Origin of the sequence: Massilibacteroides vaginae (assembly GCF_900178525.1) — a bacterium.
Classification (GTDB): domain Bacteria; phylum Bacteroidota; class Bacteroidia; order Bacteroidales; family Tannerellaceae; genus Massilibacteroides; species Massilibacteroides vaginae.
The window spans coordinates 458,430-476,373 of sequence record NZ_FXDJ01000007.1 but is presented as its reverse complement, the minus strand read 5'-3'; the positions used below and the strand labels follow the sequence as shown (position 1 = coordinate 476,373).

Below are 17,944 nucleotides of genomic sequence, written 5' to 3'. Positions count from 1 at the left end.
AAAATGATGCATAAAAACATGCAGGAAAAAAGAAACATTCCCTGCATGTGATTCTGTTTGCATATTAACTTTTCCCGAGTAATGCAAACGATTAATTACCAATTAACTAATCAAAAAATCATGTAAACGTATGAATAAAATGAATTATATCAAAGCGTTTAGACCTCTTTATGGTCTATGGCGTAAAATACCCATTGTTATGAAAATGACAGTATGTTTATTATTTTTATTAATCATTCAGGCAAGAGCAGATGTTACTTATTCTCAATCAACTAAGATATCGCTTGATATGCATAATGCAAGTGTAGAAGATGTGCTAAATACTATTGAAGAAAAATCCGAATTTTATTTTCTATACAATAGCAAACTTGTAAATGTTGATAGGAAAGTAAATGTTGAGGTGTCAAATCAGTCAATTGCAAAAATACTTAAAACAATTTTTGACAATACTGATGTTGAATATAAAGTAGAAGATCGACAGATTATTCTTAGTAATAGAACAATTAATTTGTCAGCAAACCCCATTTCTGCCCCTCAGCAAGGGAGAAAGGTTACTGGAGTTGTTAAGGATAAGAATGGAGAAGCTATTATTGGAGCAAATATAACAGTAAAAGGAACTTCTAATGGTACTATAACAGATTTTGATGGTAATTTTAGTCTGGATGCTCCTAGTAATGCTGTGCTACATGTATCTTATATTGGCTATACTTCGCAAGAGATACCTGTGTCTGGTAATAATTCTTTTGATATTATTCTGGTAGAAGATACACAGGCATTAAGTGAGGTTGTTGTTGTTGGTTATGGTAGTACAGTGAAAAAAGACTTGACAACAGCTGTTACAAGTGTGAGAAGCAAAGACTTTTTAAGTGGAGCTGTGAACGACCCGATGCAAATGGTTGATGGGCGTGTAGCAGGTTTGACTGTCTCAAGTACAGCTGCTGCTGACCCAAATGCTACTTCAGGACTTCAGATTCGTGGAGCTTCTTCTTTAAAAGCCGGAAATGGCCCGTTAATAGTTATTGATGGTATGCCGGGAGGTGACTTACGTAATCTTGCACAACAAGATATTGAGTCTATAACTGTTTTAAAAGACGGTTCTGCGGCTGCAATCTATGGTTCTCGTGGTGCTAATGGCGTTATTTTGGTACAAACAAAACAAGGCCAGGCCGGTAAAGTAAAAATAACTTATGATGGCTATGTGGATCATGATTTCGTTGCTGCAAAACCTGATATTCTTTCTCCTGAAGAATTTGTGGAAAAAGGTAGAGCAAAAGATTTTGGAAGCAGAACTAATTGGTATGATGAGTTATTAAATAAAGATAACTTCGGACACAATCATAATTTGGCATTATCCGGTGGTAGTGAATCTACTCAGTTTCGTATTTCAGCAAACTATAAAGAGAAAGAAGGACTTGATATAGTGACAAACAGAAAAGAATATGGTTTGAGAAGTAGTTTTAAACAAACAACGCTTGAGGGTTTACTGGAAGTAGGAGGTAATATTTCTTACCGTGTAGCAGAGCAAGATAATACAGACTATGGATCATTCCGCGTGGCAACGAAACTTAATCCTACAGTAGGTGTTGACGAGATGGATTATTTTAAAGGTCGTTATGATGAATGGAATCCGATTAAAAACCTAACAGAACGCGAACATAAAGCAAAGCATGAGTATGCTACTGTTGATTTTAATATTAAACTTAATATTCTGGAAAATCTAAATACAGAATTGAAGTTAGGTCGTCAAGGGCACAATAAAAAACAAATGGAATATTACTCCAAATTCCATCGTGAATCTATTGATAATTCTCGTGCAGGACGTGCGCGTTTAGAATCAGAAAATTGGGTTGACTGGACTTTGGAATGGGTTGGTAATTATTCATTCAAAATTGATAAGCATGACTTTAAGATTATGGGTGGTTATTCTTATCAGGAGTTTAACTGGGAAAAATTCTATGCTGAAAATATGGACTTCCCAAGTGATGTGTTTAAATGGAATAATCTTGATGCTGGAAAATGGAATAAAGCAGACGGACGCTTAGGTATGGATTCTGAAAAGAATAAAGAAAAAACCATTGCGTTTTTAGGGCGTGTAAACTACGACTATGATAACTTATTCCTCCTTACTGCTTCTCTACGTTATGAAGGAAATACAAAATTTGGAGCCGACCATAAATGGGGTGCATTCCCTGCTGCATCAGCAGCTTGGCGTTTTTCAAGATTATCTTTCTTTGAAGATGTTGAAGCAGTAAATGATTTGAAATTGCGTTTTTCTTATGGGGTGACAGGTCGTTCAGGATTTGATAAATATATAGCATTAGCTAAGTATTCTGGTTATGGATGGCAAATAAATAGTGAAGGAGACTGGGTTCAGGTATATGGACCTGGAAATAACCCCAACTATGACTTAAGTTGGGAAAAACAAATTTCATACAACTTAGGAGTTGACTATACGTTATTTGATTCAAGGTTAACTGGAAGTTTAGATGTCTTTTTTAAAGAAGGAAAAGATGTAATTGCAGAATATGATGCTCCCGTGCCTCCATTCTTGCATCAAAATATCTGGACAAATGTTGGAACAACAAGTACGAAGGGATTTGAACTACAGTTTAATTGGGAAGCTGTTCGTACAAAAGATTTTAGTTATTCATTGTTTGGTACATTGACGTATGAAAAATCCAAACTGAAGTCTTTCTCTAACTCTACATATACCAAAGGTTATATTGATGGTTCAGGTCTTCCTTCTCCAGGAAACCCGGGTCCTGCTCAACGTTTAGCTGATGGTGTTGAAATAGGTTCTTTCTATGGATATAAGTATGCAGGAGTCGACAATCAAGGACGTATTATGATTTATAAGGGCGGTAAAGTTGGTGCAGATGCTATATTGGCTGATGACGCGCAAGATTCTGACAGAACATTTATTGGTAATGGTGCTCCTAAATGGACTGTATCGTTAGGGAATACATTTACATACAAAAACTTTGATTTGTCATTGTTCTTCCGTGGGAGATTTGATTATGACATCTTAAATGTAGAGCAAATGTATTTTGGATTACAAGCTGAACCTGAGGTTAATTTGTTACATTCTGCATATGGAAAGAATGCACATATACTTGGAGGTAAAAAGGTTTGTGATTATTTCATTGAATCAGGTGATTACTTGAGATTAGATAACATTACACTTGGTTGGACTCCTCAGATTAAATCCAAATGGATTTCTTCATTACGCCTTTATGGTACAATAAAGAATGTATTTACTATTACAAGCTATTCTGGAATGGATCCAACGGCAATTAAAACAACCGGATTATGGCCGGGTATGCGTAGTGGTGCTGATGATTCAAATCCTATGGATGTTTATCCAACCGCTCGTAATATAACTTTTGGTGTACAAATCAGCTATTAATCTAACGACGTAAGTATATATGAAAAAGATAAAATATTTAGTATTTGCTCTTGCCCTGGGGGCATTATTTCCTTCATGTACAGACTTGACGGAAGAGCCATTTGATGTATTGACAAAAGACAATTATTTTACTGACAAAAGCTCTGTTGAAGCAGCAGTCTTGCGTCCATATGAGCATGGTCATTGGTGTGCTTGGGATGGAGATCGTTGGAATCTTCAGGAACTTACTGCAGATCATTTTGTGTGGACACAAAAAGGTAAACATGGATGGGATGAAGGACAATGGGTTCGTTTGCATGGACATAATTGGGATTATCTTCAGAACCAGGTGAATGGTAGTTGGGTAGGTCCGTACCAAGGAATTTCTCAAATTAACAACTTGTTGCTTGATTTTGAAGCATTGGATTTTGCCAGTATAGGAATAACTGAAGGGGAAAAAGCGAATTTTATTGGTGAACTACGTGCTCTACGTGCATGGTATTATACCTTTTTAATTGATTTTTTCCGTCATGTTCCAATTGTTGAAGATATCACAACTTTGAAAGAACAGTCTACTCCTCAGGAAGTATTTGAGTACATGGAGAAAGAAATCAAAGAGGTTATCCCAATGCTGAAGGCAAAAGCAATACCCGGTCATTTTTCGCAAGGATCTGCTGCTGCATTATTAGTACGTATGTATTTAAATGCGGAAAAATGGATTGGAACGGCAAAATACTCTGAATGTGCTGTTGTTGCTCAAGAAATTATTGATGGAAAATACGGTGCTTTTTCTATTGACCAGGATTACCGTGGTCCATTCCATCGTTCTCTTGTAGGCTCTCCTTCTCCTGAAAATATGTTTGAATGGCCTCATAAGCGAAATGTTTATGAATTAGGATGGCAATATTCTGCTTTCCATCATTATAAATCAAACTCAATTTTAGATACTGATGGATGGAATGGTTATAATGGTATTCATCTTGCTCCATCAAGAGATCTTGAAGGTAATATTTATAACTATGCATTAGGTAAGCCCTACGAAAAGTTTGCGGATGTAGATTTTCGTAAACAGAACTACGAAGTTATAAACGATGCGGGTGATACAAAAGGTTTTTTCCTTGTTGGACCACAATATCAATTTGATAGAGAAAAAGGATATGGTTATGATTTAACCAAACCTGTAACCGGATCTGAAGAATGGACAGGACAACAATTGGTTTTTGTTGATCAGGTTGGTAGATTTTCTGAAAAACCAAATGGACGTTGGGCTGAAGGTTCAAAAGTGACCACTGGAGAAGAAAACTCAGGTGTCCGTCTATTAAAATTTGGTCCATTGTCTCATACTCATGGATTGTTTATGTCGAACTCTATTGGAGAAATTCGTTTGGCTGAAATTTACTATTCATTAGCTGAATGTAAATATAGAGCAGGTGATAAGGCCTCAGCTGCAAAATTGTTAGATGACGTTAGAGCAAGGAACTATCCAGCGACTGAATGGCCTAAATACAGTTATGAAGCAAACCTGGATAAATTAACAGATCAGGAATTTATTGATGAGTGGGGACGTGAGTTCTTGGGTGAACATAGAAGACGTACTGATTTAATTCGTTGGGGACGATTTGGAGAAGCATGGTGGGATAAAGGGATAGATAAAACAGATAAAGACTATGAAGTATTCCCAATTCCTTCAAGAATTCTGAACTCCAACCCATTATTGAAACAAACAACAAGAGGTTGGGAGTAACATCTTTAACACAGTGAGGGTAGAAATTGATTGTTCAACTTAGCACTTGATAATGGGATAGGACTACCTCACTTTTGAAAATAATGCACCCCTGCCGCGCATACGTTGCGTGACAGGGGTGTTTCTTTTGATTAATTCTTAACTTTGTCAACTTGTAAAATTGTGATGGAGTGAAAGAGTATTTAGATCAGTTGAATGCCAGCCAACGAGAGGCTGTGGAGTATATTGACGGAGCGTCATTGGTTATTGCCGGGGCCGGGTCGGGTAAAACAAGGGTGCTTACCTATAAGATTGCTTATCTGCTTAGCCGGGGAATTCCGCCGCAAAGTATTTTGGCCTTGACGTTTACGAACAAAGCGGCACGTGAGATGAAAGAACGTATCGGCCTGCTTACAGAGCCGGAGGCTACGCGTCGTCTTTGGATGGGCACTTTCCATTCTATCTTTGCCCGGATCCTTCGTTTTGAGGCGGCTCATCTGGGCTATCCTTCCAATTTTACGATTTATGATGCTGCCGATTCCAAAAGCCTGATAAAATCGATTATCAAGGGAATGCAACTGGATGATAAACTTTATCGTGCCGGTATGGTACAGTCGAGAATATCCAACGCGAAAAATGCCTTAATAACCTGTAAGGCGTATGAGCAAAGCAAGGAACTTGTAGAAGGTGATATACGAAGCAAGGTTCCGTTAATCAGGGAAATTTATAAGCGGTATCAGTCGCGGTGCTTTCAGGCGGGAGCGATGGATTTTGACGATTTGCTATTGCAGACGAATATTCTTTTTCGTGATCATCCTGAGGTGTTGAATAAGTATAGAAATTTCTTCCAATATATCCTGGTTGATGAGTATCAGGATACAAACTTCGCGCAACATTTAATTGTGCTTCGGCTTAGTGAGCAACACAATCGTATATGTGTGGTAGGTGATGATGCGCAAAGTATTTATTCTTTCCGTGGGGCGAATATAGACAATATCCTTCAGTTCAAGAGTCAGTATCCCGGTTGTCGTATTTTTAAACTGGAGCGAAATTATCGCTCTACCCGTAATATTGTGGATGCTGCAAACAGCCTGATCCATAAGAACGAAAAGCAGATTGAGAAAAAGGTGTATTCGGAGAAAGAACCCGGAAGTAAACTCGGACTGATTTCGCTTTATTCCGATTATGAAGAGGCCTACACCGTTGCGACAAAGATTTTAGCGTTGCGTAGAGAGAACCGTTCCTATAACTATGCGGATTTCGCGGTGTTGTATCGTACAAACGCACAATCACGTATTTTGGAGGAAGCCTTACGCAAACATGGTATTCCATATCGCATTTATGGTGGTCTTTCGTTTTATCAGCGAAAGGAGATAAAAGATATTATTTCTTATTTTCGTTTAGTGGTGAATCCGCACGACGAAGAGGCTTTGAAACGGGTAATTAATTTCCCTGCTCGCGGAATAGGAAACACAACTCTTTCTAAATTGCTGGAGGCTGCTACCGAATATAATGTTAGCCCATGGACTGTATTGAGCGATCCTTTGGAGTATGCCTTAGCTATAAACAGCGGTACGGCGAATAAGCTTCAACAGTTTAAGGAGATGATGCTCTCATTTCAGGAGAAAAACACGACCATGTCTTTAGACGAAATAGCAGATGCTATTATTAAGGAAACCGGTATCGTATCGTTATTCGCACAGGATACTTCGGTGGAAGGACAAAGCAAGTTTGAAAACGTACAGGAGCTTATAAAGGGTATCCTTGAGTATTGTGAAATCAAGCGTGAAGAAGGAGCGGAAACTGTAAGGCTAACCGATTTCCTTGCGGAAGTAGCTCTGTTGACTGATCAGGACAGCGACAAAGATCAGGAAGCGGATAAGATTACCCTTATGACGGTTCATGCCGCAAAGGGATTGGAATTTAAGAACGTATTTATTGTTGGATTGGAAGAAGATCTTTTTCCGTCCATGATGTCGAAAGATAGTTCGCGGGCATTGGAAGAAGAGCGTCGGTTGTTTTACGTTGCTATTACACGCGCGGAAGAAAATTGTATACTAACATACGCCAAGAGCCGGTTCAGAAACGGGAAGAGTATGATTGGTATTCCCAGTCGTTTCCTGAAAGATATTGATCCGGTATTTCTTGATGCTCCGGATTCTATATCTAAGGAAAGAACAGTTGAATCAGACGGCTTCTCTCGTGAGCGACAACGATTTAATCGAGACGAACCTGCCGCGTTTTCCTCACGTCGTGAAACTCTTCCGCCCGAACAAACTGTGCCTGCGTCTTATCGCAAACTTAGTAAAATCTCATCCCAAGTTTCGGCTTCAAGTGGTGTTTTATCTATCGACGGACTTACGGTAGGTACACGTGTAAGGCACGATCGCTTCGGCGAAGGACAGATTACTGCCTTCGAAGGAGAAGGAGGTAATGCCAAAGCCATTGTGCAATTTGATAACTCCGGTATAAAGCACTTGCTCCTCAAATTCGCGAAGCTGGAGGTAATTCAGTAGGCTGTTTGATTAAACAGTCTCTTCATACAACCCCCTTAGCAAGGCGATCTCGTCAGCATAACCGGGAAGTTCGTTCGGCGTTTCCAGATAAAAAGGCAGGTGTCTTAACTTCGGGTGGTTGATAACCTTTTTGAAGGTATCGAGTCCCAAAGAACCATTACCTATTGTTTCGTGTCTGTCTTTATGACTGTTGAAAGGATTCTTACTGTCGTTGATGTGAATCGCATGCAATCTGTCTAACCCGACGATCCTGTCGAACTCATTTAACACACCATCCAGATCGTTCACAATATCATAGCCTGCATCGTAAATATGGCAGGTGTCCATGCAAACGCCGAGCTTATTGTTTAGCTCAACGCGGTCGATAATCATACGCAACTCTTCGAATGTTCGTCCGATTTCACTCCCTTTTCCGGCCATTGTTTCCAGCAACACGGTTGTTTTAAGTTCCGGATAAAGCACCTTGTTTAACGCTTCCGTTATATAGTCAATACCAACCTCAACACCCTGCTTAACATGACTGCCCGGGTGAAAATTATACAAGCTGCCCGGAAGATAATCCATGCGCGAGAAGTCGTCGGCCATCATTTCAAGTGCGAATTTCCGTATATTCTCATCTGCCGCGCATAAATTCATGGTGTAAGGTGCATGCGCCAGAATAGGAGCGAAGTTATTCGCTTCGGCAATGGCGAGAAGTGCTTCCACATCTTTTTTTACAATAGCCTTGGCACTACCCCCACGAGGATTACGGGTGAAAAACTGGAATGTATTTGCGCCGATCGACAACGCGTCTTTGCCCATGGCTTCATAGCCGTTCGAAACTGAAAGGTGACAACCTATATTTAGCATAGTATGAATTTTTTAATCCGGTTTATTTACACAAAAATAAGCATTATCCCGCAGGAAAGCTATACTACACAAACATTCCGGAATAGGATAAGTTTAGGATCAAAAAAATATTCGGTTGGGAACAACTATTTTCTCTGTTTTTAAGCAAAAAAAAGGCCTGATTTGCGGTGTTTTTCGCATGTTTTTATCTTTCTTATAATCAATAGGTTAGAGCTGTCGAAAAACATAAAGGTTATTTTTCGAAAAATAAAGGATATCTTTTGAAAAATAACCTTTATGTTTTTATTTATATAGTATTACGAAAAAAAACGGGTGTTATTGTTGGTAAGAAATGAACCCGTCTGAAAGCAAAAAACGACTGTCTGAATCGACCAGAAAACGTATTGCCGTAATGCTTTTTTGTTCAGGATAGGGGAGTTGAGCAATTATATCGCTAACTGTTTGTGGAGTTTCTGTTAATAGCTCAGCTAATAGATTGCGGATTGTAGAGAAATCATGGTCTGTTAAAACAGACGTTTTCGACGAGCGACAAACATCGCAGGTGCCGCAATCTTTCGCTCCTTTTTCTCCAAAGTAAGTGAGTAGCATACGGCTGCGGCAGATGTATTTTTCTGTCGTATATTCCAGCACTTTCGCAATCCGTTTTTCTAAACGTTCCTTTCTTTCTTCGTAAGCTTTGCGGGGAATACGCAGATAGCTCTGTTCCTCGCGGCTTTGGGTGTAGATGATCAGCGGAGTCTTTTTCTGAGGGATGTATTGAAGAATTTTATACTTGGAAAGCCCGACCAAGGTGTCGTAAACTTCCTGAGGTGTGCTTCCCGAACGGGTAGCGATCAATCTTTCGTCAATATAAACATAGTCTGCAAATAAACCGGTATACGACCTGAGGATAGTCTGTATAATGTTGTCCGTCTTTTTCGTTTGGTGCTGATATTTATACAGATCATCACGAGTAACCCGGAATGTTAGTCGGGACGCATTGTCGATTTCTTCCGTGTATTCGATATAGCCGGAGAGTTCCAGTATCTTAAGGGCATGATGTGCCTGAATAACGGAAAACTTAAATATATGGCAAAAGTCGGTGATCGAAAAATCATGTATCGTTTCTAAGCCATAACCCACCGCAATTTGGAAATAATTACCTAATGCTTCGTAAATACGATAAATAAGTTCCTTATCGGGAAACTTATCAGTTAGTCGCTTCTTTAGCTTGGCACTATCGGTTCCTGAGCAAAGAGCAACGGCGTAGGCTGTTTTTTCATCCCGTCCTGCACGTCCTGCTTCCTGATAATATTCCTCCAATGAACCGGGCATATCAATATGCACAACCACTCTTACGTCCGGCTTGTCTATCCCCATCCCGAACGCGTTGGTCGATACTATTACGCGGCATTCGTTATTTTTCCACCTGTTTTGGCGCAAGTCTTTCTCTGCCCGGTTCAGTCCGGCATGGAAGTAGTCTGCCGAAACTCCGGCATTTTGTAACGCAAGAGCAATCTCCTTGGTTCGTTTCCGATTACGCACATAAACAATAGCGCATCCCGGAACTTTCTGGAGTATCTGTGTCAACGAATGGATTTTGTCGTCTGTCTGTCGAACAACATAAGACAGGTTTGTCCGGCGGAAACTTTTCTGAAAAACATTTTTCGCCTTAAACAGAAGTCTCTCTTGTATATCCGAAACAACATCCGGAGTAGCTGTTGCGGTTAATGCAAGAACAGGCACTCCCTCTAATTGATCACGAATATCGGCAATGTTTAAATAAGAAGGACGGAAGTCGTATCCCCACTGCGAGATGCAATGGCTTTCATCAATAACCAGTAAGTTCACATTCATGGCTTGTAGCTTAGCACGGAATAGTTCGGTTGCTAAACGTTCCGGAGAAACATACAGGAACTTATATCCTCCAAAGATACAATTCTCTAATTGAGTGATGATCTCCTGCCTTGTCATTCCGGAATAAACAGCTGTAGCCTTTATTCCCACGCGGCGAAGATTTTCCACCTGGTCTTTCATCAGGGCGATCAATGGAGTCACTACAATACAGATCCCTTCTTTCACCAAAGCCGGAACCTGAAAGGTAATCGACTTACCTCCACCGGTAGGCATAAGACCTAACGTGTCTTTTCCTTCCATTATGGAATGGATGATATCCTCCTGGAGCGGACGAAATTCCTTGTATCCCCAGTATTTCGCTAATATCTCGTGATAAACGTCCACGGGTTCAGAAGTCAGTCAGATTGGATCTGTCTTGATTTCTTTTACCTGAAGTTGGATCGACGTGTTGCCATTGTAGGTGTTTTCTTCAATAGTGTAACAGATATTGAATGGAAACATACCTTTGATATGACTATTGTGTTTATGCATTCCAAAGGCAATGCCATGAATCGGATTGTGCGAATTACTATCGATCAGTTCAAGTTTGAGATGTTCCAGTTCTTTCCCTACCAGCTTGCTTGTTCCATAATCTTTAACGCTCAGCGTGGCGAATACCGGTTTTTGATTTTCCGGACCGAACGGACTCATTTTTTTGAGGTCTGACAGAAACTTGTTGTTGATTTCCTTGAAGTCGAGCGTAGCGTCAATATCTATCTGAGGAACCATTTGTTCCGTATCGATTTCATCAGCGGCTAACTTTGAGAACCGTTCAGTAAAAGCATGCAGATTTTCTTCCTTTAATGATAAACCTGCGGCATAAGTGTGCCCTCCGAAATTCTCGAGCAGATCACGACAGCTTTCAATAGCCCTGTAAATATCAAACCCGGGAACGGAGCGCGCGGATCCCGTAATTAATTCGGACGATTTAGTTAAAACAACGGCTGGTCGGTAATACTTCTCGGTTAAACGGGAAGCTACAATACCAATAACGCCTTTATGCCATTGTGGGTTATAAACAATGATTGCTTTACGATCTTCCATGTTTTGAAAATCGTCGATAATCGCGTTCGCTTCATCAGTTATTTTTTTGTCTAATTCACGACGCTCATCATTGTATTGATTGATGTTTTCACTTTTTTCGCGGGCTGCTTCACTGTCTTTAGCCAGAAGCAGATCAACCGCTTCTCTTCCGTTCATCATACGTCCGGAAGCATTGATGCGAGGCCCGATTTTAAATACGATATCACTTATCGTCATGTCTTTTCCCGTCAGGCCACAGATATCGATTATACCTTTCAACCCAAGACTGGGATTGATGTTTAATTGTTTTAATCCATAATAGGCTAAAATACGGTTTTCTCCACTGATGGGAACAATATCCGATGCGATACTGACAGCAACCAGATCAAGTAGTTTTTCTAATTCGGAAAATGGGAAGTTGTTGCTTTTGGCAAATGCCTGCATGAATTTAAACCCTACACCACAACCGGACAAATGCTCATACGGGTAAACGGAATCCTTGCGTTTAGCATCCAATACCGCGATTGCATCCGGCAGAATAGTATCCGGCATGTGATGGTCGCAGATGATAAAATCAATCCCTTTTTGTTTTGCGTATTCAACTTTTTCAACGGCTTTGATGCCACAATCAAGCGAAATGATGAGTTTAACGTCGTTTGCCGCGGCATAGTCGATCCCTTTGTAAGACACACCATATCCCTCATCGTATCGATCCGGAATATAATAATCCAAAGCCGATGAATACAAACGCAAATACTTATATACTAACGCTACGGCTGTAGTACCATCCACATCGTAGTCCCCATAAACAAGAATTTTCTCTTTGTTCCCTAACGCCTTATTCAATCTTTTAACCGCCTTGTCCATGTCCGGCATCAGAAAGGGGTCGTGCAAATCATTTAGGCTGGGTTTAAAGAATTTTTTTGCTTCTTCAGCAGAATAAATTCCTCTTTTCACAAGTAATAAAGCAATAATTGGATTTACACCTAACTCTACTGCCAATTTATCTCGCTTATGTAATTCTTCTTTTGTTGGGTTTAGAAAGTTCCATTTGCTTGTCATTATATTTTATTTTTCTTTTTTATCTGTCTCGGAATTATTACACGAACGGTTACTGTAATTCTATACAGAAAGAGTTATATGGCATACTTACAAAAGCGCTGACCCTACTCAGGTGCCTTAATTAAAGTAAATCAAGGCAATGCGTGTAATAATTGATCCTGTAAAGTTAGAGATTTTAAATTGATATTAAACATCGCTATCTATAAAAACGTTTCTTTTAAAGAATATTTTAAAAGTACGTGAATCATTTGTACTTTTGCCTATATAGTTTTAAATGACAATGATAGAAGATCTCAAAAAGGCTTGTGAAGTATTATCAGACGGAGGTCTGATTTTATACCCTACAGATACGATCTGGGGAATAGGTTGCGATGCGACCAATGAAGAGGCAGTTCGAAAAGTTTACAAACTAAAGCAGCGGATTGATAGCAAAGCGATGCTTGTGTTGATAGACAGTACGGCTAAATTGAATAGTTATGTAGAAGAAGTGCCTGATCAAGCATGGGATTTAATCGAGTTGACAACGAAACCGTTGACAATTATTTATCCTAAGGGAAGAAATTTACCTTCTTGTTTGGTGGCTGAAGATGGAAGTATCGGAATTCGGGTGTCAATGGAAGAGTTCTCGCGTAAGCTTTGTGAACGATTCCGCAAACCGCTGGTCTCTACTTCAGCCAATGTTAGCGGCACGCCTGCACCTGTGATTTATGATGAAATATCCGAAGAAATTAAGGCGGGAGTTGACTATGTTGTAAACTATAGGCAAGACGATATAAGCAGAGCAGTACCTTCAAGCATTATCAAGCTTGACATCGGTGGTCTCATTCAAATAATCAGAGAATGACAGCAAAAAACAGGATAATCTTACCCTATCTCATTTCAGATCTGATTTCGGCTTCTTGCGTTTGGTTTTTGTTTAACTGGTTCCGGTTTTACGAGATCGCTATTTTTACCGGTTTCGAGACGCTGAAGGATTATCTTTCATTTCTTCCTGTTTGGGGAGGGCAAATTATTATTCCTTTTTTTTGGCTCGCTATTTATTATTTTTCCGGCTATTATAATGAACCTGTCGGTAAATCAAGGGTGACGGAGTTTTTCCAGACTTTCGGGGCTGTGTTGTTTGGCGTATTGGTCCTTTTCTTTCTGATTATATTGAATGATATACCTCCTTCATTCTCCGTTTTTTATACGCTGTTCCTAGTTCTTTTTACTTTGCAATTTTTATTTACCTATATTCCCCGCTTGTGCATAACCTTATACGGTATTTCAAAAATAAGAAAGAGAGAATATGCTCAGAAGATTTTGATTATAGGAGTAGGAACAAAAGCACTGAACCTGTCTGAACGTTTATATGATCTCGGATATGAGATTGTAGGGTTTGTAAAGGAGGGAGAACATGCTTCAACAAGCGTGCCTGAAGAGTCTTTGTTGGGTACAATGGATGATCTGGACAATCTGATTGTAACCAAAGAAGTTGATGAATTGGTGATCGCCCTACAAACTGAAGACAGTAATGAGCTGTTGGCGATACTCTATCCTTTATATCGCTTTCATCTGCCCGTTAAAATATTATCGGAGAGTATCAACCTGTTGTCGCGTATCAAAATAAAGTCGGCTATCGGGGTTCCGTTGGTCGATTTGACGAGCAATAATTTTAGTTCCGCAGAAGAAAATATCAAACATTTTGTCGATAAAGTAATATCTGCCTTTGTCATTGTTCTGTTTTTTCCGTTATTTGTCTATTTAGCTTACCGGGTGAAAAAAGACTCGCCCGGACCGGTCTTCTTCCGTCAAGAGCGGATTGGTTATATGGGGAGGCCGTTTATGATATGTAAATTCAGGACAATGTATGTCGGTGCAGAAAAAGGAACACCCCAATTGTCTGTAGAAGATGATCGGCGCATAACTCCCTCCGGACGATTTATGCGTAAATACAGATTAGATGAAATCCCTCAATTCTGGAATGTGCTGAAAGGGGATATGTCTATCGTCGGGCCTCGTCCGGAGAGACGCTACTTTATCGATCAGATAGTAAAGAAAGCACCTTACTATTACTTGATGCATAATGTTCGTCCCGGAATTACCTCTTTAGGAATGGTGAAATACGGCTATGCGCAGAATGTCGACGAAATGATAGAGCGTTTAGCTTATGATGTGATGTATTATGAAAATATGTCTTTATTATTTGATTTAAAAATTTTAATTTATACGGTCAAAACCGTACTTACCGGTAAAGGTATTTAAGTATATATATATGAAAAGTAAGGACTTGTATTACAGACTCCTCTTATGGCGTGAAAAAAATATTAAAGAGAAGACATTCATTCTGATCATTAGTTTTATTGTTGGAATATGCACGGCGGTTGCCGCGATTCTTCTCAAAAACACAATACATGCGATTCAACATTTCCTGATAGCAAATACTGCGATCGATGAGGCTAACTTCTGGCTATTGCTTTATCCCGTGATTGGAATCTTGCTGGCAGGTCTGTTTGTGAAATATATTGTTCGTGACGATATCAGTCACGGGGTAACAAAGATTCTTTATGCCATTTCACAACGGAAAAGCCGCATCAAACCACATAACACCTGGTCGTCTATTGTGGCAAGTTCGATGACTATCGGTTTTGGTGGATCGGTAGGAGCGGAGGCTCCTATCGTATTAACCGGAGCGGCAATAGGTTCTAATTTAGGACGAATGTTCAAAATGGAGCAAAAAACATTGATGTTGTTGGTTGGTTGTGGAGCCGCAGGAGCCATTGCCGGTATTTTTAAAGCGCCTATCGCCGGGTTGGTGTTTGTTATAGAAGTGCTGATGCTCGATTTAACCATGACATCCGTGTTGCCGTTGCTAATATCATCGGTAACTGCAGCCACGGTATCCTATATATTTACCGGTACCGACGCGATGTTTAAGTTCTCGCAAACCGAAGCCTTTATAATGAGCCGTATCCCTTATGTGCTTCTTCTGGGAGTGTTTTGCGGATTAGTATCGCTCTATTTTACCCGGGTGATGAACAAGGTGGAGCGTGGCTACCGTAAGTTGGGAGGTTACTGGACTAAGTTTTTGGTTGCCGGCGTAATGTTGAGTTTGCTGATCTTCCTTTTTCCTCCTTTATACGGCGAAGGCTATAATACGATTGGGGCATTGCTGGATGGTGAATTTTCGCACATGATGGATGGTAGTATATTTTATTACCTTAACAGTAATTATTGGGGGGTGATTATATTTCTTGGTTTGATTCTGCTTACAAAAGTGTTTGCTTCAAGTGCTACGAATGCCGGAGGTGGTTGCGGTGGGATATTTGCACCAAGTTTATTCTTGGGATGTATAGCCGGGTTTGTTTTTGCCCATTCAGCCAATTATCTGCCTTTTACAGCGATGCTTTCCGAAAAGAATTTTGCCTTGTTGGGCATGGCCGGAGTTATGTCGGGTGTGATGCACGCACCCTTAACGGGTGTGTTCCTTATCGCGGAACTAACAGGAGGATATGACCTCTTTCTGCCGTTAATGATCGTCTCCATTAGTTCCTATATAACCATATTAATGTTTGAACCTCACAGTATTTACTCCATGCGTTTGGCCGAAAAAGGGGAGTTGCTGACGCATCATAAAGACAAGGCTGTACTAACTTTGCTTAATGCGAACAGTATGATTGAAAAAGACTTTGTCGTGGTTTCGCCAAACATGTCGCTGGGAGATATGGTTAAGGTAATTTCCGAGAGCAGGAGGAATGTTTTTCCGGTGGTAGACGACAAGGATATTTTGGTTGGCGTGGTGTTGCTGGACGATATCCGAAATATAATGTTCCGACCGGAATTGTATGAACGGTTTCATGTATTTAAGTTTATGGTGTCGGCTCCGGGCAAGATATTTATTAATACTCCTATGGAAAAGATCATGGGGATTTTTGACGATACCAAAGCCTGGAACCTGCCGGTTGTAGATGAGAAAGGACATTATATCGGCTTTATGTCGAAGTCTAAAATATTCAACTCTTATAGAGAAGTGTTGGTTGATAATTTTTCAGGAGATTAAAAAATGAGAAAAGAAGATTTACGTATCGTATATATGGGTACGCCCGATTTTGCAGTAGAGAGCTTACAGGCGTTGGTTGAGAATGGATATCAGGTGGTTGGAGTGGTTACTATGCCGGATAAACCGGTTGGACGGCACATGAGTGAGTTGCAGGCCAGCCCGGTGAAAAAATACGCCTTGTCGAAAAATATCCCGGTACTACAGCCCGAAAAACTCAAAGACGAAGCCTTCGTCGAGCAGCTTCGTTCGCTTAGAGCTGATCTTCAGATAGTGGTGGCGTTTCGTATGTTGCCGGAAGTGGTGTGGGATATGCCTCGTTTGGGCACGTTTAACCTGCATGCTTCTTTGCTGCCACAATACCGTGGTGCCGCGCCTATTAACTGGGCCGTTATCAACGGTGATGCTGAAACAGGCGTAACAACCTTCTTCCTGACGCATGAGATCGATACCGGGAAGATTATCCTTCAGAAACGTACGCCGATAGCCGAAACAGATAATGTAGGAGACGTTCACGACCGACTGATGCAAATAGGTGCCGGCTTGGTGTTAGAAACGGTCGATCTGATTCTTGACGACAAGGTAGATGCCATTCCGCAGGAGGCGTTCTATGCTTCTGCCGCTGAACTGAAAGCTGCTCCGAAGATATTTAAAGACACCTGCCGTATTGATTGGCAACAGCCGGGGCGGAAGGTATATGATTTTATTCGCGGGCTTTCTCCTTACCCTGCTGCCTGGACTTATTTGCAACCGCAAGAAGGCAAAGCGCAAGTGCTAAAGTTGTACACGGCCGAATACCTTGTTGAGCAGCACACACTACCTGTCGGAACACTTCGTTTGACGGGAAAGAAAACGCTGGATGTAGCAGTGAGAGACGGTTTTATTCGTTTGCTAACCGTGCAACTTGCCGGTAAGAAGCAAATGGCTGTGGCCGATTTCTTAAATGGCTGTAAAGACATCGAAACCTATCAGGTACACTGATGAATCAGCCCAAAAAAATCATATATATAATAGTTGGTACGATATGCCTTATTTTGGGGGCGATCGGTATTTTCGTACCATTATTGCCTACTACGCCTTTTTGGCTTTTAACTTCCTGGTGCTATATCCGAAGTTCAAAGAAAATGTATAACCGGGTAATGGCCAATCGTTATTTTGGTGGGTACATCAGAGACTATGTGGAGGATAAAGCCATTCCGATACGCACTAAAGTAACAACATTGATCGTGATTTGGCTGTCAACAGTTGTTACTTCACTTTTTCTTGTTGACATTTTATGGGTGCAGATAGCGCTTGTGCTGATAAGTTCGGCTGTAACCTGGCATATTGTCGCCTTTCCTACTAAAAAAGCAAAAGTCAAGGTGTTGACCGATCATCCGGAAGAGAGAGACAACACCACTCCCGGCTCTCACCTCAACTAATGTTTTTCTTCCCATTTTAACTTAAAATCGAGGGGTTTTGTTGAAAAAATATGC

At 40.5% G+C, this 17,944-nt stretch carries 11 protein-coding genes; 8 read left to right on the top strand and 3 right to left on the bottom strand.

Going from position 1 to position 17,944, the window contains the following annotated elements; translation table 11 throughout:
* Nucleotides 1-130 precede the first annotated feature (130 nt).
* The 3 genes from B9Y81_RS04890 to B9Y81_RS04880 all read left to right on the top strand — a co-directional run bounded on the left by B9Y81_RS04890 (nt 131) and on the right by B9Y81_RS04880 (nt 7,624).
* A complete protein-coding gene (locus B9Y81_RS04890; RefSeq protein ID WP_245832397.1) occupies nt 131-3,406 on the top strand; it encodes a SusC/RagA family TonB-linked outer membrane protein in 3,276 nt (1,091 codons plus the stop codon).
* Nucleotides 3,407-3,425: 19 nt separating this feature from the next.
* On the top strand, nt 3,426-5,129 hold the full coding sequence (locus B9Y81_RS04885) for a RagB/SusD family nutrient uptake outer membrane protein (RefSeq protein WP_085535870.1): 1,704 nt from the start codon (nt 3,426-3,428) through the stop codon (nt 5,127-5,129).
* A 170-nt stretch (nt 5,130-5,299) separates the two neighbouring features.
* Nucleotides 5,300-7,624 (top strand): ATP-dependent helicase, encoded by a 2,325-nt coding sequence (locus tag B9Y81_RS04880; RefSeq protein ID WP_085535869.1) that lies wholly within the window; start codon nt 5,300-5,302, stop codon nt 7,622-7,624.
* A 9-nt stretch (nt 7,625-7,633) separates the two neighbouring features.
* Here the strand turns inward: B9Y81_RS04880 and B9Y81_RS04875 are convergent, their stop codons facing one another.
* The 3 genes from B9Y81_RS04875 to recJ form a co-directional block, all read right to left on the bottom strand.
* Nucleotides 7,634-8,473 (bottom strand): deoxyribonuclease IV, encoded by an 840-nt coding sequence (locus tag B9Y81_RS04875; protein WP_085535868.1) that lies wholly within the window; start codon nt 8,471-8,473, stop codon nt 7,634-7,636.
* Nucleotides 8,474-8,788: 315 nt separating this feature from the next.
* On the bottom strand, nt 8,789-10,693 hold the full coding sequence (locus B9Y81_RS04870; RefSeq protein WP_085535867.1) for a RecQ family ATP-dependent DNA helicase: 1,905 nt from the start codon (nt 10,691-10,693) through the stop codon (nt 8,789-8,791).
* A gap of 15 nt (nt 10,694-10,708) precedes the next feature.
* The gene (gene recJ, locus B9Y81_RS04865) at nt 10,709-12,433 is read right to left on the bottom strand and encodes a single-stranded-DNA-specific exonuclease RecJ (protein WP_085535866.1); all 1,725 of its coding nucleotides are present in this window, start codon (nt 12,431-12,433) and stop codon (nt 10,709-10,711) included.
* Between the two features lie 280 nt (nt 12,434-12,713).
* Here recJ and B9Y81_RS04860 point away from each other — a divergent pair, with 280 nt between their 5' ends.
* From B9Y81_RS04860 to B9Y81_RS04840, 5 genes are read left to right on the top strand one after another with little or no spacing between them, the layout of a single operon-like run.
* Nucleotides 12,714-13,277: an L-threonylcarbamoyladenylate synthase gene (locus B9Y81_RS04860; RefSeq protein ID WP_085535865.1), complete on the top strand. Its 564-nt coding sequence runs from the start codon at nt 12,714-12,716 to the stop codon at nt 13,275-13,277.
* A complete protein-coding gene (locus B9Y81_RS04855; RefSeq protein WP_085535864.1) occupies nt 13,274-14,677 on the top strand; it encodes a sugar transferase in 1,404 nt (467 codons plus the stop codon). The genes B9Y81_RS04860 and B9Y81_RS04855 overlap by 4 nt, the downstream gene beginning before the upstream one ends.
* Before the next feature lie 10 nt (nt 14,678-14,687).
* A complete protein-coding gene (locus tag B9Y81_RS04850; protein ID WP_085535863.1) occupies nt 14,688-16,472 on the top strand; it encodes a chloride channel protein in 1,785 nt (594 codons plus the stop codon).
* Nucleotides 16,473-16,475: 3 nt separating this feature from the next.
* On the top strand, nt 16,476-17,450 hold the full coding sequence (fmt, locus tag B9Y81_RS04845) for a methionyl-tRNA formyltransferase (RefSeq protein ID WP_085535862.1): 975 nt from the start codon (nt 16,476-16,478) through the stop codon (nt 17,448-17,450).
* The gene (locus B9Y81_RS04840) at nt 17,450-17,890 is read left to right on the top strand and encodes a YbaN family protein (RefSeq protein WP_085535861.1); all 441 of its coding nucleotides are present in this window, start codon (nt 17,450-17,452) and stop codon (nt 17,888-17,890) included. The genes fmt and B9Y81_RS04840 overlap by 1 nt, the downstream gene beginning before the upstream one ends.
* Nucleotides 17,891-17,944: the final 54 nt, after the last annotated feature.